The following is a 21,677-nucleotide window of genomic DNA, read 5'->3' as shown; positions in this document are numbered from 1 at the left end:
AATAAATCTATCATTCATCGTCGGTTTTCTGGTTGGGCTTATTTTCACTGCTTGTTGAGGTAGTGCCCTTATCCGAAATTAAATAGTCTGCAAGCTGATTAACCAGTCTTTGTAATTGAGTAATATCTTTCATATTTCTTACTGAATAATAAACATATTTATAAGTGTCTGTGGGTTCAGTTGTGAACAATCTGGAGTATTCAGGAGGGGGATTGTCCTGTGTTATCTTGTTGCCATCTGCATCTCTATAACAAAGCTTCCAGAAAAAATCACCCGCTTCTTTTAGATGATTGGCGGAAAGAGCAAAGAAAATTAATACAAAATTACCAACCGGCTCATACTTATCTTCCATCGATGAGCCTTGTTGAAGAATAATGTTTACACGCTCTATCTCTCGACGAGCAATCTTCTCTACAAGAGTCTGGCGATCTGTGTTCAAGCCTTTGATGACATCTTGTCTGAACTGGTGCAAGTTCAAGCTTTTATTTGTATAAAAGTCTTTTACCACATTGGCCATACAGCTAAGGGAGTGGCTGAATCCAAAGTTGAAGTTATGGGTAATATTGGCACAACAATGAACAATGTATTGATATTCTTCGCCCAGGGCATTGCACATTGCAGCAGCAAGATGTACGTATTCGTCGTCAGTGTCGTGTTTATTCACAAGGACTCTGTAATTCAGAAAATTTAAAATTGGACTAACGAAAAATTCAGATACAAGTCTGGAGATTTTTTTTTCAATTCCTGAAGGATCAAGTTGTTCAGAATCTGATAAAGCCCGGGTTTCTAGAAGAGCCATTCTGGCAGTACACTCTTCAAGGCTGGGTAAATGAGGATTTCGGGACGGGTCACTACCTATGTTACCAAACAACAGACGAGCTATCGAAGGTTCAATCTCTCGTCGCGCAGGGGAAGAAGAGTCTTGCTGGCCCTCTTCATCCGAATCACTGCTATCGGGTTCTGAATCCCTGCTATCGGGAGATGATCGTAGTTTACAAATGCCATGACAGGATTCGACATGACAATTTAAACCGTATGTATGTTGGGGTTGTTCAGGGTTTTCACCATCGCCAGAGTCGGAAGGCGTAAGCTTGAGAGAGGAGCCACCAGCTTGGGTGGTTGATCCAGAGGCCTGCTGACCGGATGATGCTGATGTTGGGTTTTGTTGGTTACTTTGTTGTTGACCCTGCCCTGGGAGCACCATAGTGGTGATTGCAAATGGGTGATCCTGACCTGACTCCGGTTCACCTATTGGGTTAAGCTGCGGCGAATTGTTGTTCCAATATCTTTCCAATAGCCAGCCAACAGTGGCAAATACCTCTAATGGTATCCTCGAATAGGGTTTGGGGTTCAGGGCGTCACTGGTGGTCATAATCAGTTCATTAGCAACCAGAAAATGAGCGGCGTAAATCAATGGCCAGGAGATCGACTCAAAAAAGGCGGTTTTTACCCCGTAACCGCCAAGTCTGAGTGGTCTGTCATCAGGCGGAAAAATTGACTCTGCATAGCCGTTTGTGTCGGCAAGGTAGGTCGGGTTGCCCGGCAATGTCTGACGGTCTGGCTTAATAGAAAAACTCCCATCTGGCAAGCTTCCATCCTGTTGAAACCTGACAATATAATCTCTTGTCAATGATTCGGCCTGACAAACGGCAGACAACCACGAAAGCAGCAACAGCAGTGTCGCAGAGAACGAATTTTTCATTAGAACCCACTTTTAAAGCCCGTTGTTCGCAGTGCTTGGTTATTCATTTATCGGTAGAGGAAAGTTAGTCCAGGAAAGTGACAGATCAAAAAAATAAGCGTGTTTTTTCAACGACACCATAGGTACAGCTGGGGCCAGATTCTGTTCCCGGCACAGGTTTCGCAAACCTTCTTTTTCGGCATCGATGATGAGCTGGCCAGCAAGGTCAGTGCTTCCCTTGATCCTGAATACAATGCCAGTAAAAAAGATACGCCTCTCTGGCAAGCTATACCTGCCACTCCAATGAATCATGGTCGATTTAATGATGTTCTGGACATGGAAGAAAGAGAACAGATTGCCAGTGAGATTGATCCTGCTCAGCAGCTGAGCATCAGCTTTAGAACAAGCTCCAGCTGGAAGCAGAAAATTGCTTTTCCATTAGCTGGCATCAAAGCGGATCAAAGTCGGCTCCGGGGTATCAGCTCATGGCAGGAAGATACGCCAATATAGCGAGAGGCTTTACACTAATTCGATGAATCGTCAGCATTTTTCTTTTTCCAGTAGGGATTTTCGACTTTTCTCTGCGTAAATTCAGAGTAAAGTCCAGCGCGGAAATTTCTATCGGGGTATGCGCTGATAGAGTTTTTTCTTGTTTGATAATAATTATGTCATGGGAATTTCATGGATAAATGTAATGATGTAGCGGCTTTTGATATATTTCTGTAACTTTACTGTGCCTAAGTACTGGTACTCATTGCGGATTTTGCTTATCTTGTAGTTCAATTACAAAATTGATCGAAATCAATTTTCTGAAGTTTTAAGCTCTGTCTTCTTTGCACCCGGTTAAATCTCCATCCAGGGCCAATCGTCCGGCTGGAAGCCGATGGCACGGTGGTCGAACCTTACGCTCAAGCAGACAGGACAGATTTTTCATAGATAACAGTTTGGCGCTGGGAGCCGCGACAGGGGTAGCCCTCGAGCAATCTTTTCTTGTTCGGACTCCTCGGATCATTGGTTTTCACTGGTGGTATGGGCTGAAAAAAACGGCCCCTTAGAGCCTCGACTATCCTGACAGACAGAATTTCACTGGCTCATTGATGAATAACCGTCATTTGAAAATGTGGTTGTCCATCTCAGATTGAGGCGATTTATTTGCTCAAGGCTGAGTTGCTAAAGTGTACTCCTGTCCGGGTAATCGTAACGGAAAGATGCATCAGTGGCTGATGATCCCTTCACAGATGCTTTTTTTAGAACTGGTTACAGCGCTCAATTCTCGGAGCAAACTATATGCACGACATTGATCCCATCGAAACCCGGGAGTGGCTGGAAGCCCTGGATTCCGTTCTGGAAAAAGAAGGGGAAGACCGGGCTCATTACCTGATGACCCGACTTTCCCAGCATGCCAGAGCGAAAGGCACCCAGCTGCCCTATGCGATTACTACCCCTTATCGCAACACCATTCCGCCTGAGAAAGAGGCGAGAATGCCGGGCGACTTGTTTATGGAACGCAGAATCCGTTCCCTGGTTCGTTGGAATGCGTTGGCAATGGTCATGCGTGCTAACCAGAAAGACAGTTCACTGGGTGGCCACATCTCTTCCTTCGCTTCCAGTGCAACCCTGTACGATATCGGCTACAACTACTTCTTCCACGGTTACAACAATAACCGTGAAGGCGATTTGGTTTACTATCAGGGGCACACGGCTCCGGGTATTTATTCCCGTGCTTACCTCGAAGGTCGTCTGAGTGAAGATCAGCTGGACGGTTTCCGTCAGGAAGTAGAAGGCAAGGGTCTTTCATCCTATCCTCACCCGCACCTGATGCCTGACTTCTGGCAGTTCCCTACCGTATCCATGGGTCTGGGCCCATTGCAGGCCATCTATCAGGCACGCTTTATGAAGTACCTGATCAACCGTGGTATGGCCCCGGAGCAGAACCGTAAAGTCTGGGCTTTCCTGGGTGACGGTGAAATGGATGAGCCGGAATCCACAGGTGCAATCTCTCTGGCGGGCCGTGAAAAGCTCGACAACCTGATCTTCGTGGTGAACTGTAACCTGCAGCGTCTGGACGGGCCGGTTCGTGGTAATGGCAAGATCATGCAGGAGCTTGAAGGCGTATTCCGTGGCGCTGGCTGGAACGTGATCAAGGTGACCTGGGGTCGTCACTGGGATCAGCTGTTTGCCCAGGACAAAGACGGTGTGCTGCAGAAGCTGATGGACGAAGCCGTCGATGGTGACTATCAGAACTGTAAGGCCAAGGGCGGTGCCTGGACACGTGAACATTTCTTCGGTCGTTACCCTGAAACCAAAAAGATGGTGGAACACCTTTCTGACGATGATATCTGGCGTCTGAACCGGGGCGGTCACGATCCATACAAGGTTTACGCAGCCTACCATGCTGCGGTAAACACCACCGACAGGCCAACGGTTATTCTGGCCAAGACTGTAAAGGGTTACGGTACCGGTACCACGGGTGAAGCCTCCAACGTCAGCCACAACGTCAAGAAACTGCCTATCGATGACCTGAAACAGTTCCGTGACCGTTTCGACCTGCCGATCAAAGATGAAGATCTGGCCAGCCTGCCTTACTTCAAGCCCGCAGAAGACAGCCCTGAGATGGTTTACATGCGCAAGCATCGTGAAAAACTGGGTGGTTTCATTCCTCAGCGTCGCGAGCAGTCGGATGTGCAGTTGGAAATTCCTGACCTGAGTGCCTTCGACGCTGTTCTCAAAGGCAGTGGTGAACGAGAAATCTCAACCACCATGGCCTACGTACGTGTTCTGGCGGCTCTGGCGAAAGACAAGAATGTCGGTAAGCACATCGTACCGATTATTCCTGATGAAGCCCGGACTTTCGGTATGGAAGGCATGTTCCGTCAGCTGGGCATCTACTCTGCTGAAGGTCAGATGTATGAGCCGGTCGACTCTGATCAGGTGATGTTCTACAAGGAGTCCAAACAGGGTCAGATTCTGGAAGAAGGTATTAACGAAGCCGGTGCCCACGCTGCCTGGATCGCGGCGGCGACTTCGTACAGTAACAACAATGTACCCATGATTCCTTTCTATGCCTTCTACTCCATGTTCGGTTTCCAGCGAACCGGCGACCTGGCCTGGGCTTCAGGCGACATGCAGGCTCGTGGTTTCCTGATCGGCGCGACTTCCGGTCGAACCTCTCTGAACGGCGAAGGTCTGCAACACCAGGATGGTCACAGCCACATTCTCGCTTCCACTGTTCCTAACTGCATCAGCTACGACCCAACTTACGGCTACGAGCTGGCAGTGATTGTTCAGGACGGTCTGCGTCGTATGTATAGCGACAACGAAAACGTGTGGTATTACATTACCACTATGAACGACAGCTATAGGATGCCAGCCATGCCAGAAGGCGATGGCATTATCGAAGGTATTGTGAAAGGTCTGTACTGCTTCGAGGAAAACGCCGGAAGCGACGGCCTGAAAGTACAGCTGATGGGCTGTGGCACTATTCTTGAGGAAGTGCGTGCTGCTGCTGACATCCTGCGTAACGACTTCGGTATCGAGTCTGATATCTGGAGTGCCACAAGCTTCAACGAACTGCGTCGAGATGGTATGGCGGCAGCTCGTCACAACATGTTGAACCCTGACTCCGGGAAGCGTGCAGGCTGGGTCGAACAGCAGCTGACTGGTCGCAAGGGTCCGGTTATTGCCGCCTCTGACTACATGAAGATCTACGCCGACCAGATTCGTGAATTCGTACCAGGTACTTTCATTGCCCTGGGCACCGATGGCTTTGGTCGTTCCGATACCCGTGAGAAATTGCGTGAGTTCTTCGAAGTGGATCGTTACTTCGTTGTTATTGCTGCCCTGTACGGTCTGGTAAAAGACGGTGAACTGGAAGTGTCTGTTATGAAAGACGCTATGAAAAAGTTCAACATCGACGGCGACAAAGCTAACCCACTGTACTGCTGATTTCATAAGGTTATCCCGAATGAGCGATGAAATAATCAAGATCCCCGACATCGGCAGTGGCAGTGCAGAAGTTATTGAAATCTGCGTTGCACCCGGTGATTCAGTTTCTGCCGATGACTCCCTGATTGTTCTGGAGTCAGACAAGGCATCCATGGAAGTGCCTGCACCCCGTGACGGCAAAATCTCCGAGATCATGGTCAAGGTAGGTGACAGTGTGTCTGAAGGTGATGACATGCTGAAAATAACGACAATTGTCGTAGATAAGGAAGGTTCCGTAACTACCACCGAAGCAGCTCCAGCTCCGGCTGCAAAGCCAGAGCCTGCTCCAGCTGCTCCACCAGTCGGCAGCAGCATTCAGGACGTTCTGATTCCAGACATCGGGGCAGAAAACGTCCCTGTTATCGAAATCTGTGTTGCTATAGGTGACGAGATTTCTGAAGAAGATTCTCTGGTCGTTCTGGAGTCTGACAAGGCGACCATGGAAGTTCCTTCACCTTTCTCTGGCATAGTAAAAGAGATCTGCGTGAAAGAAGGCGACGAGATGAGTCAGGGCGATCTGGTGGTGAAAGTGGAAACCACAGGTGCTGCTCCTGTTCCGGCTCCTCAGACGGAAGCCCCTCAGCCTGCCGCACCAGCTCCAGTCGCAGCGCCTGTTGCAGGTGGCGTTCAGGAAGTGACGGTGCCCGATATTGGTGCCGAAGACGTCCCTGTTATCGAAATCTGCGTAGCTGTGGGTGATGAAATCGCTGAAGAAGATTCCCTGATTGTGCTGGAATCTGACAAAGCGAGTATGGACGTACCTTCTCCTTTTGCCGGTGTTGTCAAAGAGATCTGCATTAAAGAAGGTGACAAGCTCAGCCAGGGCAACCTGATTGCCAGGATTGAGACCCAGGGCAGTGTTGCTGCTGCGCCTCCGGCTGCAACCGCGCCAAAGGCTTCTGCTCCGGCAGCATTGGCTCCTGCGGCTGCCAAAGCACCAGCACCTGCTGCTCCGGCTTCTGCTCAGAAACTGGTAGAACTGGAAAAAGCCAATCGCAATGTCCATGCCGGTCCAGCGGTTCGCAGGCTTGCCCGTGAGTTTGGCGTTGCCCTGGAACGAGTAAAAGGCACAGGCCCACGCAGCCGTATCCTGAAAGAAGATGTTCAGGCTTACGTTAAGGCCATGCTGTCTGAAGCTGACAAGCCTCAGACAGCTGCCGTCACAGGGGGGATGGGTATTCCTCCGGTGCCTGCCCAGGATTACGCCAAGTGGGGTGAAATCGAAGAAGTGGCCCTGAATCGTCTGCGTAAAGTAGCAGCTCAGAACTTCCAGCGCTCCTGGCTGAATGTGCCCCACGTCACACAGTTTGATGAAGCGGATATTACCGAACTGGAAGCTTTTCGTAAGGCCAACAAGGCAATGGCAGAAGCCCGGGGCACCAAGCTGACTCCGTTGCCTTTCTTCCTGAAGGCTGTGGCTTACGTACTTAAAGAGATGCCGGTATTCTGCTCTTCCCTCAGTGAAGACAGTGAGTCGGTTATCTACAAGAAGTACATCAACATTGGTGTTGCTGTAGATACTCCTGACGGCCTGCTGGTACCGGTCATCAAAAATGTTGACCAGAAAGGTATCTGGGATCTGTCCAGAGAGTGTATCGAACTGGCTGGCAAGGCCCGTGACAAGAAGTTGAAACCGGCTGAAATGCAAGGTGGCTGCTTCACCATCTCCAGCCTGGGTTCAGTCGGTGGTACCGCCTTTACCCCCATCGTGAATTCGCCTGAAGTCGCTATTCTGGGTATCTCCAAGGCATCCATGAAGCCTGTCTGGAACGGCAAGGACTTTGATGCACGCCTGATGTGCCCGCTGTCACTGTCGTACGATCACCGTGTGGTTAATGGTGCTGATGCCGCCCGCTTCACCACCCTGCTAAGTAATCTGTTGTCAGACATTCGTCGTTTGCTGCTGTAATCCCGGGATTCCGCTGAGTAAAAGAGCCCGCGACTGTTTTGCAGTGCGGGCTTTTTTTACCCGGTACAATTTTTTTGGGAGAAAAGCACGCTTGCTTTCCTGATGTACCACTTTTTTGGTCTAAACCAGGCTTAAAGCCCGCATCCAGAGGGAATAGTCAACTGACCCATTGAATAAAAAGTCCGCAGCTTTTTTCATTAGCGGGCTCTTTCTTGTCTGATGCAACCTTTGGTTTTTTGAGAGAAAATGAGGCTTGTTTTCTTGATCTATCACTTTCTTGATCTACCTTTCATGCCAACAAATTCGAGTGCATTGTTACGACAATGAAGCAACTGTCTGTTGCAGCACTGCTGCTGATGCTCTTGTCGTTGTCTGTTATCTGCCAGGCCGAACTGTTGGCAACTCGTTTTATTGTCGAGCATACACAGACATCTCGGAGCTTTTCTCTTAAGCACGTCCTGAATTCGTTGTCGGGCACCCCATCGGACGTTGCTGACACAAACGGCTTCGCAGAGTCAATTTTTCTGCCTGATGACAAACCACCGAGATTTGTCGGTTACGGAGCAAAAACGACCTTTATTGAATCGATTTCATGGCAATTGTTTTACGCCACAAATCTGTTGGTTGCTTACGAACTGATTCTGACCACCAATGACGGCACTCCGGGCGGCAAACCTTATTCATGGATACCAATAGAGGCGTTTTTAGCTGTCGGCTGGCTTTTGAAAAGCTATTGGAACTTCGATTCATTGCTGTTTAACCCGATGAAACAACAGGTGGCAAGTCAGAACGACCCGTTTGCGATCACCATTATGATGCTCCCCGGGCGGGGTCAACAACAAAATGGTCAACAACAAAGCCGGTCATCATCCTCATCCGGTCAGCAGGTATCAGGGTCAACCACACATGCTACGGGCTTTTTCAACCCATCGTCTTCTGATTCTGGCGGCGGTAGTGGAGGCTCTGAACAACAACGGCATACCTTGGGTTTAAATTGTTACGTCGATTCCTGTCATGGCGTTTGTAAACTCTCGCAATCATCTGATAACTCAGCAGAAGGGCCGCTGATTTCTGTAGTGAATTCTTTAGAGAATTCGACCGCCCATATGGAAGCCACACCCGGACAGGTCTCATCCCCGGATATCACTAGTCGATCCTTCACATCGCCACTGGTTTATTTCGATAGAAACACATTTATTCCAGTTACTGATGCCCCCCCAGATGAACTCTATAATCAATTCTTTGTTGATTTCTCTGACATTCACCGCATTGATATCAACCTGACAAATGGTTGTATGAGTCCGAGGTCGCTATTATGGGTATCTCCAAGGCATCCATGAAGTCTGTCCGCAATGGCAAGGGCTTTGATGCAGGTCTGATCTACTGTCATTGTCCCCGGATTTTAGTTTCGTGCCTTCTGTCTTCTCGTCTATCCTCACTGCTCCTATCCCCGGAAAATAAAGGATAGAACCATTAACAGCTTACTCTCGCACGTATTGGTCTTTTTGCCTTTCGTCTGCCCGGCTGAGCCGCAGACTCATCGTTTTATCGTTGAGGTTGATCAAAATGAGGCTTCGACAAGCCAGAGTTTTTCTATAAAAACTGAGCCGGACCTATTAACTGCAATGCCAATGACTGATTGGAAGCTGATGCAAAACGAAGTATCACACACGATCAGCACAAACGAATGGTCAGGCATGCTGTCCGATGACCAACCCTCCAGGCGAAACAAACTTCAGATCATCACTTTGATGTACGGAACGGGCGGCGGTAACTATTCCCGGGTAACAGAGTCAGAGGTTCACGGTCAGTCATTCAATAGACATTCAGAAAAATCACATTATTTATACGACAACGACAATAATGATGAAAATTCGGGTCGGCCCACTGACTCACGACATAGCTTTGACAAGAATTGCCATGAACAGCCCTGTTGTAATCAACAGGGAGTATGTATCTTCGCTCCTTCCGCAAGTACCCTGTGTCGTTCAATCTCAGATGACTCTTTCGCTTACACAACAGATGTGGATAATCAACGATGGTGTAAGAAATACTAATTTCCTATCTATAGGACGGCTGTAGAATAACACCGTCCCTCAATACGTAAGATAAAAACCGATGCAAGCATACAGCTATCGTAGATTCTCCAGCAAGAAGCAATCTAAAGGAACTTCCCTTACGAGACAGACTAAAGCAAGTCAGGAGTTCGCTAAACGCCACGGCTGGACACTATCAGACACCACATTTAATGATCTAGGTGTATCAGCTTTCAATGGCAATAACGTTGAACGAGGGCAGCTATCAGACTTCCTTCAGGCTGTTCAAAGTGGAGCCATTGCTACACCTTGCGTATTGATAGTTGAATCACTAGACCGTGTATCAAGGGACAAACTATCTCAAGCTTTAAGCACCTTCCAACTCCTCCTAACGAACAATGTCACTATAGCTACAGTCAGTGACAATCAGGTATACCCTCCCTCCGCAAAGGATGACTTAGGTTCTAGTATGGTCGCTATGGTGAATCTCCACCGTGCGCACGAAGAAAGCAAGATTAAGTCTGATAGAGCTAAAGCCTATTGGGAGGCAGCCAGAGAAGGCCGTCTAGTTAAACGTGGAGGCCGTGTGCCTTGGTGGTTAGAGCGTGACAACAAAGGCATATACACTGTTATAGAAGATAGAGCAAAGCTTGTGAAGGAGTTATTTGAGTTGTACATAGGAGGAGTTTGCGGAAGAGAACTAATAGAACACATGAACTCACACATAGCTAACGATAAGACATGGACAGCAACAGCCATTAGGTCATTATTAACGAGTTACGCTGTGATAGGGCTATGGATTCCACGCAGCGGTGAAACTAAAGAGCAGACAGGAGAGCCGATAAAAGTCTACCCTCCCGTCATTACAGAAAAGCTATTCTATGTGGCTCAGGAGTTCCGCAATAGACGCAACGGCGAGAGAGCCTTAAGAGGTAAATCAGTGAACACTGAGAACGTGTTTAAAGGAATCATTAGGTGTTCAGGCTGTAGCGGCTCAGTCAAGTATTCAAAGTCAAGGAAGCTATACAAGGGCAAAGCGTACGAATACCGTTACCTCTCATGTAACACATACAGGGATAACATAGAGTGCGCTAGCCGTGGCATGTTCGACTATAGCAAAGCTCTGGATGCACTTAAGTACCTCCTCTCATGCACTGACACACGTCCACCAGCTCAACAAACAAGTGAGCAATACAGTATTATTTCTGAGTTGGAAGGAGAAGTAAGTAAGCATAAGAAGGCTGTAGAGAACTATGAGGAAGCCATAGGCAACGCTGATGGCTCAATACCAAGCCTCGTAGCCAAGCTACAAGAAAGCATTGATGCCTCACGTTCAGCTCAAGATAAGCTTCAGGACTACAAAGCTAAACTTTCAGGGCAATTAGATATTGATGAGAGGATTAAAGCTTATGCTGAAGTGATGCTAGACATTGACTCCTCCTACAATGACTCCTCTGTCACTAACAAGGTTAATGCGAGACTTAGACAGCTCGGGATTACTCTAGTACTGAACAGTAAGGAAGACAAGGTGACGCTACTGGAACAAAGCGAGGAAGTAGCTTCAGTGGACTTAAGACAGCTTGAGGTAATCAAAGCTATTGAGTCTGGAGTGAGGAGAACATCAGGGCTGAAGATAAGAGCATAGTCATCATTAATCTGTCGCCTAAGACCTCCCTATAGAGCCTCCCTGAGAGGCTTTCTCCTCCTACCTACCACTATCGTACCACCTAAATAGAAAGACGCTTAGAAGAACTCTATGAAAGCCTGATTGCTTTACAGATTACACACAGATTTCTAGGGGTTTTATCCACTGCTGTATTGAAATCTTTTCCCGTATATTTCTGTCCCACTAGCACTATCAATATAATTTAAGAGGTTAATTAAATAGTTTGACATCCTTGAGTAAACACGAACTCCTGAGCCGGATTAGCAGCCACGTTAGCCGACACCTATCATCACTGCCAGCCACACCTAAGAAACCATGCGCTGTCGAAGGATGCAGGAAGCCAGTTAAGCAGACAATGCCTGTAATGGGAGTGAGTATCGGGAAGTACTGTAGTAAACACAACGCACACAATCAGTACCACGCACACCCCACTAAGAAGATTGGAAGGCTCGGCACGTATGAAAGAGCTTGGCTGAAGAGGAACATTGAAACACGTTGGGAGACACTCGAGAGCCGCCATAGATTGATTCATTGGTTAGGGAATTGTGAGAAGGAGTTAGGAGAGAGAAAGAACATTGCTACCTTCTTCCACAACAGCACACTTGATGAAAACAAGAAGCAGAGAAGCTACCCAATATGGAAAAGACTTATTCGCTATGGGAGAGAGCTTAGGCCGTACATTGGAGGCTTAAGTAAGCTTAAAGGCAGAGAAGCTTTAGCTCAGAACTTAGTACGTATTCACCTTGAAATGATATTAGTGGATGAATATGGAGGAGAGGAAAAAGGTTACATTCCAGAGTTACCCAAGATGCAACTGTTCTACTGGATGCGAACAGCTTTTGAAACTCCTAATATTGAAACTTCCCATGTCTTAGGTAAACCACATGAAAGGCTTCAGGGGCTTATGGATGGCTATAGAAAGTCTTATGTCTGGCCTGTAGTACTTGAGTGGCTGAAAGAACCCAGCGAGCCTAGAGCTTACGACAGGAACAAAGGGCTTAATGGGAGGGAGTCTTTTGAGAAGTATCTGAGGGATGCTGAAGAGAGAGCCAAGGATAAAGATTTGAAGCTCCTTAAGGCTGCTGTAGAGAAGCTTGAGAGGGACGCTGAGGATAGCAGTAGGGAAGCTAAGGCTAATCATAAAACAACTCCTATCACCACTCCTATGCAGCCTGATACAAGTACAATGACAAGGGAAGAATTAAAGGAGTATTACATAAGCATTGGAGCACTGGAGCAAGCGCAGTACCTATGAGCAAACAAGTATCAATAACAGCTATTGACCAAGACGATACACGCTATCAGGTAAGAGATAACCGCACTGGTTCATCTAATGATGCCCTAGCGTGTGAACTTGAGGAAAGACAGCACGTCAAGCGTATTGTTGAAGCAATTGAGACAAATAGGAGACTTCCACCCATTGATGTAGTGAAAGGAGAAAAGGGGAAGTATGTAATTGTTGATGGATGGCACAGGTTCAAAGCTCAGAAGAAACTGGAGAGACCACGAATTAGTGTCAATGTATTGGAGAATGTGAGCCTTGAGTACTACTTCAATCTCAATAGTGAACATAAAGGCCGACCACTTACATCCGCTCAAACTTCAGAACTCAAGTGGCAAAAGTTCCTTGTAAAGACTCTTAAAGAAAACAGCGAGCCAAAAAACAGTGAACTAGCGGGAGAGCTTGGGATAGCTGTTAGAACCTTGCAGAGCTGGCGCAAGCTTCTTAAAGATGCACAGAATGAAAACGCTTGGGAAGACGCAATAGAGCGCAACGAGATAACTGGATACCCCATAAAGGAAAAGCTTAGTCATGCTTTGAAGTATGGAGAGACTGAGTTTACTCCTGAGAATGGTTTGAGTAAGGAAGAGAAGAAGGTTGTAAAGAAGATACACCGATTGCTCTCTGGTAGAGGCATAAGGTATGACAAGGTTCTATCTGAGGTTCAATCCTTCTACCAAGGAGAAGATGAATTTGAGGACTTCTGATAGTACTACTATTCCCGATTAGTAGTAGCCCAGAAATGCACCAGAACAGCCTACAGATTGACCTGTAGCCCTTGGGAACACTGGAGAGGGCTGTAGGTGACTGGTGGAGTTCAGGGGGTGCATAGCCACACTTTAAGGAAAACCCTTCAGAAAACCCTACTCACTCCTACCTATCTCACCACCGAAACAGAAAAGCTCTTAGGGAGGCTACGAGGCTCTGAAGAGGTTCCCTAAAGGCTCCCTCCTGATGGTCTATGTACACCTCCTCCTACTTACAACTATTGATTGATACAAAGGAATGAGATTCATGTCCGTCCAGATTTGGGTACACATTGATTAATACAGGAGTGGGAGTAATAAAGGGAAGCTGAAGACCCTTCAGCAACTCCTTCTTACGCTCCTTCAATCGCTCCTACAGGCATCCAAATCTGGAGGTTTTAACTATCTCCTCATACAACAACCATGACCCATTATCCATTAGGCTCTATCACAAATATTCAACAACAATATCCATCTTGACGACTGGGTTATCACATAGTGCTCTAAGTAATTACACTTTATACCCTGATTTGCTATTGACTTCAGTTAGTAGGTGGTGGTAATGGGAGGAGTAATAAAGTCAAACCACCAGCCAAAACACACAGCCAAACACGCAGCCAAACACACAGCCAAACCAACAGACAACTATGTCTTCCCGTGAGATTGCTGAGTTGGTTGGTAAGCGGCACGATAACGTTATTGCTGCCATTGAAAAGATGTTAGACACACTTAAAGTAGGACGCCTTAAATTTAAGTCCTCCTACCTAACCCTACAAAACAAGCGGGCTAAGGAATACCTCCTCCCACGTCGTGAATGTGAAATCCTCGTAACAGGCTATGACGTAGTTCGCAGAGCAGCAGTCATTGATAGATGGATGCAGTTGGAGAAGGAGAAGCAACAAGCACAGCAGGCACAGCAAGTTATCCCTACCTCCACTGGTAACGCAGTGCTTGACGCTTTGATTCAAACACTGGTGTAATCCTTAACTGAAACAGCAGCGACACTAATAAGCATTAACAGTAGGGGTAGGCTTATGAAATTTAAATCAGTACCAACGGGAGTCTGGTGCATCATTGGAGCTTGCGTGATTGGCGCGCTATTGGGTGCAACAGCTGCGCTACTCCCGATCTTCTGCATGTAGTACTGAAGGAACTCAAAAGGGAACCTACTTTTGGATTTACCTGAGAGAACCAAGGGTTTTCTCTGAGAGCCACCAGCCAAACCACCAGCAAGTACCCCTTGAATATTTTTACCACAAATTTCTGAGCCCTTTCTTTATATATAGCGGCTGGCTGAATGTCCCCATAGGCCAAAGCCAAAGGCCGCCCCTAGGGTTAATCATTCTTTGTAATAGGAGGAGTAATTAATTCTTCTCCTTCCCTCTCCTTCTACCTCTCCTCCCTTCTATCTTCTCCTGTATCACTAGGGTACACCCTTGAGCCACACCGACAGTGACACAAATAGATGTATCAATAGGGTTGCTTTTGATAATGACACACGTATAATGCCGAAAGTCTAAAGCCTAATGACACACTAATAAGGTACACACAGCAATGTCTGAAGCAGCATACATACGAGTCTCCAGCACTGACCAGAACACAGAGAGACAATACGAGATAGTTAAAGAAGGAGTAAAAGTATTTGAGGATAAATGCAGCGGAAGCACAACCAATAGACCAGCTTTAGGTGAGCTTAAGAACTGGCTAAGAGAAGGAGACACAGTACACGTTCACAGCATTGATAGAATGGCTAGAGACTTGTTAGACCTTCAGAGCCTTGTTAATGAGTTTAATGAGAAGGGAGTTACTGTAGTGTTCCATAAGGAGAGTCTTACCTTCTCCTCCAATAAGAATGATTCAATGTCAAAGCTCATGCTTCAAATCTTTGGGGCTGTAGCTGAGTTCGAGAGAGCAAGGATTAAAGATAGACAGGCTGAAGGGATAGCCAAGGCGAAAGCTAAAGGAGTCTACAAAGGCCGTAAGCAATCAGTCGATAGGGATAGAGTAAGGGAGTTGAAAGCGGGTGGCATGGGAGCCACTGCTATTGCAAAGGAGCTAGGGATAGCCCGAAAGACTGTCTATAGAGTGCTTGAGGAGCAACAAGGTTAGTCACTTTATTTTCCTGTACTATTGGTTGTTATCCGTCTATTGGCAAGCAGGCGATCAGGAATCTGGCTCGGTAAGCCATCCTGCTGAAGCACCGACAGTTGTCTCAGAAGCTGACAGCACAACCGGTGGGTCATTAAAATTAAATCCACCTCCTGCGGAAAAACAGAAAAAGGCAGTCATCAAAAAATACCGATGTCATCACCCCGGCTGTAAAAAATTATTTAGCTCTCAAGCCTCATTGCACACTCACAAAAGTCAGTATCATTGCGGAGAGCGGACCTGCCTTGAGTGCCAGAAGTCCTTGCCAAACGCTCAAGCCCTGGCGGTTCACAAAAGAAAAGATCACACCGGAGAGCAAACCTGCTCTGAGTGCAAGACGACCCTGCCAAACGCTCAAGCCCTGTTGCTTCACAAAAGAAGAGACCACACCGGAGAGCAAACCTGTCCTGATTGCCAGAAGCTCATGCCAAACGCTCAAGTCCTGTCGACTCACAAAAGTCTATATCACACCGGAGAGCGAATCTGCCCTGAGTGCCTGAAGACCCTTCCAAACACTCAAGCCCTGTCGGTTCACAAAAGAAAAGATCACACCGAAAAGCAAACCTGCCCTGAGTGCCAGAGGACCCTGGCAAACGCTCATGCCCTGTCGGCTCACAAAAGTCAATATCACACAGGAAAGCGAACCTGCCCTGAGTGCCAGAAGACCTTGGCAAACGCTCATTCCCTGTCGGCTCACAAAAGTCAATATCACACAGGAAAGCGAACCTGCCCTGAGTGCCAGACTACGCTGCCAAACGTGAAAGCCCTGGCGGCTCATAGAAGAAAGGATCACACCGGAGAGCGAACCTGCCCTGAGTGCCAGACTACGCTGCCAAACGTGAAAGCCCTGGCGGCTCATAGAAGAAAGGATCACACCGGAGAGCAAACCTGCTCTGAGTGCCATAAGTCCCTGCCAAACAGTCAAGCCCTGTCGAATCACAGAAGGCAACACCGGAAACGAAAACTTGATGATGCAAAGTCAAGTGATTGATTTCTGATTGTCATTTCGCGCTGCAAGCTTTTTTTTGACCGAAAAGATGCCTGTTTTCTTGATCAATCACTCTCCCAGCTTCCAATCTGAAAAAAAGAAAGACAAAAACAAAGCACGAAACAGATGTAAGGATAAAGTTTTGAAAAACACACTCTCTATGGCACTGCTGTTTTCGTTGTCTGTCCTCTGTCAGGCTGCAACATTGAAAAGAAGTTTTGTTGTCGAATTTGAACAGGGTGGAGATTCTCCAATCCGGAGATTTGCCATAAAGCCTGAGCAGCTTATATTGTCAGGCAATCCGTCATACATCTCAGACACATACGCCTGTCGGGGACCGGCTTTGCCGCCTGATGACAAACCACAAAGAATTGGCGGTTACCGAACCTGCCCCGGTTCTGGTGATGAGGATGATTTTAAGGCTAATTAAAATCGGTCGGGACATAACGACCAAAAGTAGACAGGGCAGCAGCAACATCGAAAAATACGCTTATTTCCTTGAACTACCGATTTCTTGATCTATCTTTCCTCTTAAAAAATAAGAACTGAATATTATAAGCTACAGACTGGAATGTAATGAAAAACTCTCTGTCTGCGGCACTGCTGTTGCTGCTTTATTCGTTATCTGTCATCTGTCAGGCCAAACCGTTGACAAAGAGTTTTGTTGTGGTGCTTGAACGGAATTCAGGTTCTCCAGACGGGAACTTTCCTACAAAGCTTGGCCAGCATGGACTAGCGGGCAACCCGTCATACACTGCCCAGACAAATAGCCATTCTGGTTCAAATAGGCTACTTGATGACGAACCACACAGACTTGGCGGTGATGGGTCAAAAACGACCCTTAGTGAGTCGATTTCATGGCAGCTGTTTTACGCCACTCATCTGCTGGTTGCTTACGAACTGATCCTGACCAATAACATTCCTTCAGGCGCCAAACCTTGTTTAAGGATACCAGTAGATGCGTTTGTCGCTGTCGGCTGGCTCCTGAAAGGCTATTGGAACGCCAATTCAGCGCTGTTCAACACAATGGATCAACTGGGTGCGGCTTCTATGATGTTACAGGAGGATGACCCATATGCGACCATCACAATGACGTACCTCGAACATGGTCAACAAAAAAACCAGCAACGAAATCAGCCAACAGTATTATCAACTGATCAGCAGGCCCCCGGGGCAAACAGCCAAATTAAAGGTTCTTTCAACAGCCCTCAGCATTCCGGCTCCGGTGGCGGTAACGAAGGCTCTGAACAAAGCCGACATACGTTGAGTTTAAATTGTTTCGTCGATTCTTGTATTGGTGTTTGTAAACTTCGATCACCACTCCGAAACAGAGAGTCAGCTGAACGCTCGCTGAATTTCCCAGATAGTTCGGTATGCGACACTCTTCATGCTGATCCAGCCGATTTTCACTGTGAACAGCCCCGCAATCGAGAGAACTCTACATCGACTGATCCTGGCACATTGAATGAACCCCCCGTTTATATCATTTCTGAGTTTGGTACATTACTTGACCCTCCTGTATATATCATTTCTGATTTTGGCACATCGATTGATCGCTCTGTTTACCTCCCTGATGATGTCGACAGAGAGATGGATCCTTCTATTTATCTCCCTGATGATGCCGACACATTGATGGATACTTCCAATTATCTTCCCGATGATTTTGAGATACTGGTTGACCTCTCTGTCGATCCTCCTGATGATTTTCCTGTCACTCAAAGCATTTATCTCAACTCAACAAATAGCCAGTCACTTATAAACTCAATGAATGCAGTTGCAGCCTCTATAAAAAATAATGAAAGGGAAGATATCTCTGACAAATAATGTTCATCGAGAATGGCCAGCAGCAGAAATGCCGTGATAACTTCAACTGATGCTGACGGGGCACGTCTTGCCAGGCACTTAACCCCTGTCGAGACAGTGGCTAACGCGGATGCTCAGAGGTTGCCACGCGGGGTAACCGAAAACGCCACCCTATTGACCAAGAGCAGAATGATTTTTTCGCTCCACCATAGGTCAAGTAGTCAACCATACGAAATCATATTTTCTGACTCATTGTTCAGGCACTCGCGGCAACTGCTCCTGCGTTGCTCTAGCTCCTGCATCCATGCAGTCGTGATGCGTTGCAACTCTGGTCACATAGCTTGCTATGTTCCCGTCGTTGCGCCTTGCAGAGCACCTGCCCAATAAGCCAGAAATATTCGATTCCGTATGGCTGAGTACTTATATACGATGTACCTTTCATCCGGTGTAATTTTTGGTTTTTGACAGAAAACATACTTATTTTCTTGATCTATCACTTTCCCGATCTATCTTTCTCTTCTACAAAATAGAATGCACGAATGGAATGATGAAAAACTCACTCTTTGCGGCATTGTTTATACTGCCAGCGTCGCTATCTATCACCTGTCAGGCCGAACCGTTGACAAGACGTTTTGTTGTCAGGCTTCAGCAGGATGCAGGCTCTCCAAATCAGAACTTTTCTATAAAGTGTGACTTGCATACAGAGTCGTGTAAATCGTCAGGAATTGCCGAAACAAATAGCTATGCAGTGTCAGATTCACCCTATGATCGTAAAACACAGAACAGATGTAAGAATAAGGTTTTGAAAACACCAATTTCTGCGGCATTCCTGTCCGCGCTGTTGCTGTTGTCCATAGTCTGTCAGGCTAAAACACTGACAAGACGCTGTGTTGTCGAGCTTCAACAGGATGCAGGTTCTCTAATTGGTAACTTTTTCATAAAACGTGACCTTAATACGCTGTCGTTTACTCCGTCAGACATTGTTGGCACAAACGGCTATTCAGGATCAATTTTTCGGCCTGATAACAAACCGCACAGACTTGGCAGTTACGGACTAAAAACGTCTTTTATTGAGTCGATTTCGTGGCAATTGATTTACGGCACGAATTTGCTGGTAGCATACGAACTGGTTCTGAGTACCCGTGCCGCTGCCATGAGCACAAAACCTTATTCATGGACACCTGTAGAAGCGTTGGTCGTTGTTGGTTGGCTTTTGAAAAGCTATTGGAACTCCGATTCACCGCTGTCTGACCCGATAGAACAGCTAAAGGCAAGTCAGGATGACCCGTTTGCGATTAGCGCTATGATGCTACCCGGACAAAACCAACAACAAAATGGCCAACAAGACCAGCCATCGGCAGTGTCCGGTCAGCAGGCCTCAGGGGCAACCACCACCCAACTCACAGGCTTTCTCACCAGCCCTCTGTCTTCTGACTCTGGCGATGGTAACGGAGATCCTGAACAACACCAGAAGCATACTTTCGGTTTAAATTGTTACGTCGATTCCTGTCACGGTGTTTGTGGACTCAGATCATCATTCCGGAGCAGAGAGCCAGCTGAAGTGCTGCTGAATTGCGAAGAAAGTTCTTCAGGACACACAGGAGCAACACCCGGACAAAGCTCACACCCTCGCTCGGAAATCCAAAATAATGCACATATCCAAAATAATTTTCGCGGCCAAATTAACCAGCAAGAACACGGACCAGCTAGTCCCACTTTATACCAGACAGATTCAAGGGCACCCGATATAACTCGTAGCAGGAGAATCGAATGTGACGTGATAATGGTCGCAGAGGATGGTCAACGGCAGAGATGCGGGAAGGTCTTCAGGACTGTTCAGGGGCGGTCGCTTCATGTAAGAAGATCCCACTGCGTGCCAAAATTCTGTTACGCGCTAATCATCCTCAATGATGGCAGGCGGCGGCCATGCGAGATGTCCTTCAGGAATCAAGAAATGCTGTCGCGTCACAGAACACAATGCCACATTGAGCCAGCATTTTGTGACCTGATAGTGGTCGGGGAGGATAGCGAGCAGAGAGTATGCGGGAAGGTCTACAGGAATATCGCGGAGCAGCAGGGTCACAGCTTGTTGAACCACGAAGGTGAATGGGATATTAGATGGTCGCATCCCGGAAGAAGGGACCACATTATTGGGTCACACTTCTGTGACATGGCAGGGCTCGTGGACGATGGCGAGGGGAGACAGGTTTGGCAACTATGCGGAAGGATCTTCATTACTCTTGATGAGCTCTATTGTCACAGAAGTGGATATCACCAGAATTGATGTCATGCTGGGTAGAATTATTAAACATGCTTCAATTTCACCTACCTTTCTATTTTTAACCGAACAGCAGTAGACGTCATTTACACTCTGGTCAGGGATAGCTTGTATTCTGGTATCTTATTAACGGCAAACTTTCACCTGCTGCAACCTTTGGTTTTTGACAGAAAAACAGGTTTATTTTCTTGATTTAACACTTTCTCTATCTATCTTTTCTACAAGTCATATGCGGGGATGGAATGATGAAAAAATCACTCTGTGTGGCGCAGCTGTTGATGATTGCTTCGCTATCTGCAATCTGTCAGGGTGGAACGTTGAAAAGACGATTTGTTGTGGACTTTCAAAAGGATAATGCAGATTCTTCAGTCCAGAATATTTCTATAAAGAATGGCTCTTATACACTGTCGTGCAATCAGTCAGACATTGCTAACAACAGCGGCCGTGCAGAGTCATCTGCTCTGCCTGATGACAAACAGCGCGGACTTGGCGGTTATGGGTTAATGACCTTTATTGAGTCCGTTTCGTGGCAATGGATATACATTAGCAATCTGCTGGTTTTGTATGAACTGGTCGTTATCAACAATGCCGCTTTTAGCCACAGATATAAACTATTGCTAACTTGGGAAGCGTTTATGGCTGTCTCCTGGTTTGCTAAGAACTATAGGAATCCTGATTCACCGCAGATGGGTCAACCGGAGGCGGGTCAGGATGAACCATTTGCGAACACCAGCATGATGCTCCGCAGAAATGGCCAACAGCAAGGCCAGCAACAAAGCGACCAATAGTCAGCAGGCCTCAGGGGCAAACACCTCCCAGACTCTGTCACCGGCTCCCTGACTTCTGACTCTGGTGGTGGTAGCGGGGATCCTGAACAACACGAGCAGTAAACTTTGCTTTTAAATTGTTTCGCCGATTCCTGCCAGTGCAGGTTTGGGGAAGAGGTTTGGGGACATCCAATCAGCGACATGAATTATGTTGTTTTATCGAATGAGCATAAAACCCCGTACTTCTAGGAGGCCGACCGAGAATAGCGCCCGTAGCGAGGACGGCAGAAAATTGAGGATGAAAATTCGGTTTTGTGAGGAGAATAGCGAGCTATTTGACGAACAAAAGCGGATTTTCAGACCAATTTGCTGCCGCCGCAGTAGGGCAG

At 47.1% G+C, this 21,677-nt stretch carries 16 protein-coding genes; 15 read left to right on the top strand and 1 reads right to left on the bottom strand.

Annotated elements, in window-relative coordinates:
• Positions 1 to 10: 10 nt before the first annotated feature.
• Positions 11 to 1,702 (bottom strand): hypothetical protein, encoded by a 1,692-nt coding sequence (locus ACOJUN_RS05985; RefSeq protein ID WP_422135750.1) that lies wholly within the window; start codon positions 1,700 to 1,702, stop codon positions 11 to 13.
• Positions 1,703 to 1,801: 99 nt separating this feature from the next.
• On the opposite strand from ACOJUN_RS05985, the gene ACOJUN_RS05980 reads away from it, so the two are divergent.
• From ACOJUN_RS05980 to ACOJUN_RS05910, 15 genes are all read left to right on the top strand, one after another.
• Positions 1,802 to 2,191: a hypothetical protein gene (locus ACOJUN_RS05980; protein WP_422135749.1), complete on the top strand. Its 390-nt coding sequence runs from the start codon at positions 1,802 to 1,804 to the stop codon at positions 2,189 to 2,191.
• 777 nt (positions 2,192 to 2,968) lie between these two features.
• The gene (gene aceE, locus ACOJUN_RS05975; protein ID WP_422135748.1) at positions 2,969 to 5,626 is read left to right on the top strand and encodes a pyruvate dehydrogenase (acetyl-transferring), homodimeric type; all 2,658 of its coding nucleotides are present in this window, start codon (positions 2,969 to 2,971) and stop codon (positions 5,624 to 5,626) included.
• 19 nt (positions 5,627 to 5,645) lie between these two features.
• The gene (gene aceF / locus ACOJUN_RS05970) at positions 5,646 to 7,574 is read left to right on the top strand and encodes a pyruvate dehydrogenase complex dihydrolipoyllysine-residue acetyltransferase (protein WP_422135747.1); all 1,929 of its coding nucleotides are present in this window, start codon (positions 5,646 to 5,648) and stop codon (positions 7,572 to 7,574) included.
• Positions 7,575 to 7,897: 323 nt separating this feature from the next.
• The gene (locus ACOJUN_RS05965) at positions 7,898 to 8,914 is read left to right on the top strand and encodes a hypothetical protein (protein ID WP_422135746.1); all 1,017 of its coding nucleotides are present in this window, start codon (positions 7,898 to 7,900) and stop codon (positions 8,912 to 8,914) included.
• Positions 8,915 to 9,205: 291 nt separating this feature from the next.
• Entirely contained in the window at positions 9,206 to 9,631 is a 426-nt protein-coding gene (locus ACOJUN_RS05960; protein WP_422135745.1) for a hypothetical protein, read from the top strand.
• 61 nt (positions 9,632 to 9,692) lie between these two features.
• Positions 9,693 to 11,255, top strand: coding sequence for a recombinase family protein (locus tag ACOJUN_RS05955; RefSeq protein WP_422135213.1), 1,563 nt, complete (start codon positions 9,693 to 9,695; stop codon positions 11,253 to 11,255).
• Positions 11,256 to 11,631: 376 nt separating this feature from the next.
• A complete protein-coding gene (locus ACOJUN_RS05950) occupies positions 11,632 to 12,531 on the top strand; it encodes a hypothetical protein (protein WP_422135212.1) in 900 nt (299 codons plus the stop codon).
• The gene (locus tag ACOJUN_RS05945) at positions 12,528 to 13,265 is read left to right on the top strand and encodes a ParB N-terminal domain-containing protein (protein ID WP_422135211.1); all 738 of its coding nucleotides are present in this window, start codon (positions 12,528 to 12,530) and stop codon (positions 13,263 to 13,265) included. Before ACOJUN_RS05950 ends, ACOJUN_RS05945 begins: the two co-directional genes overlap by 4 nt.
• A gap of 686 nt (positions 13,266 to 13,951) precedes the next feature.
• Positions 13,952 to 14,284, top strand: coding sequence for a Rha family transcriptional regulator (locus ACOJUN_RS05940; protein WP_422135210.1), 333 nt, complete (start codon positions 13,952 to 13,954; stop codon positions 14,282 to 14,284).
• Between the two features lie 574 nt (positions 14,285 to 14,858).
• Positions 14,859 to 15,413, top strand: a complete 555-nt coding sequence (locus ACOJUN_RS05935; RefSeq protein ID WP_422135209.1) for a recombinase family protein — start codon at positions 14,859 to 14,861, stop codon at positions 15,411 to 15,413.
• A gap of 25 nt (positions 15,414 to 15,438) precedes the next feature.
• On the top strand, positions 15,439 to 16,443 hold the full coding sequence (locus tag ACOJUN_RS05930) for a C2H2-type zinc finger protein (RefSeq protein WP_422135744.1): 1,005 nt from the start codon (positions 15,439 to 15,441) through the stop codon (positions 16,441 to 16,443).
• Positions 16,444 to 16,582: 139 nt separating this feature from the next.
• Positions 16,583 to 16,870 (top strand): hypothetical protein, encoded by a 288-nt coding sequence (locus tag ACOJUN_RS05925; RefSeq protein WP_422135743.1) that lies wholly within the window; start codon positions 16,583 to 16,585, stop codon positions 16,868 to 16,870.
• A gap of 146 nt (positions 16,871 to 17,016) precedes the next feature.
• Positions 17,017 to 18,264, top strand: coding sequence for a hypothetical protein (locus ACOJUN_RS05920; protein WP_422135742.1), 1,248 nt, complete (start codon positions 17,017 to 17,019; stop codon positions 18,262 to 18,264).
• Positions 18,265 to 19,045: 781 nt separating this feature from the next.
• Entirely contained in the window at positions 19,046 to 20,527 is a 1,482-nt protein-coding gene (locus ACOJUN_RS05915; protein WP_422135741.1) for a hypothetical protein, read from the top strand.
• 236 nt (positions 20,528 to 20,763) lie between these two features.
• On the top strand, positions 20,764 to 21,309 hold the full coding sequence (locus ACOJUN_RS05910) for a hypothetical protein (RefSeq protein WP_422135740.1): 546 nt from the start codon (positions 20,764 to 20,766) through the stop codon (positions 21,307 to 21,309).
• Positions 21,310 to 21,677 lie beyond the last annotated feature (368 nt).

The sequence above is a fragment of the Endozoicomonas sp. ALD040 genome (assembly GCF_049275945.1).
Classification (GTDB): Bacteria; Pseudomonadota; Gammaproteobacteria; order Pseudomonadales; family Endozoicomonadaceae; genus Endozoicomonas_A.
Note: the sequence above shows the minus strand (reverse complement) of the source record. Positions and strands in the feature narration are given on the sequence as shown.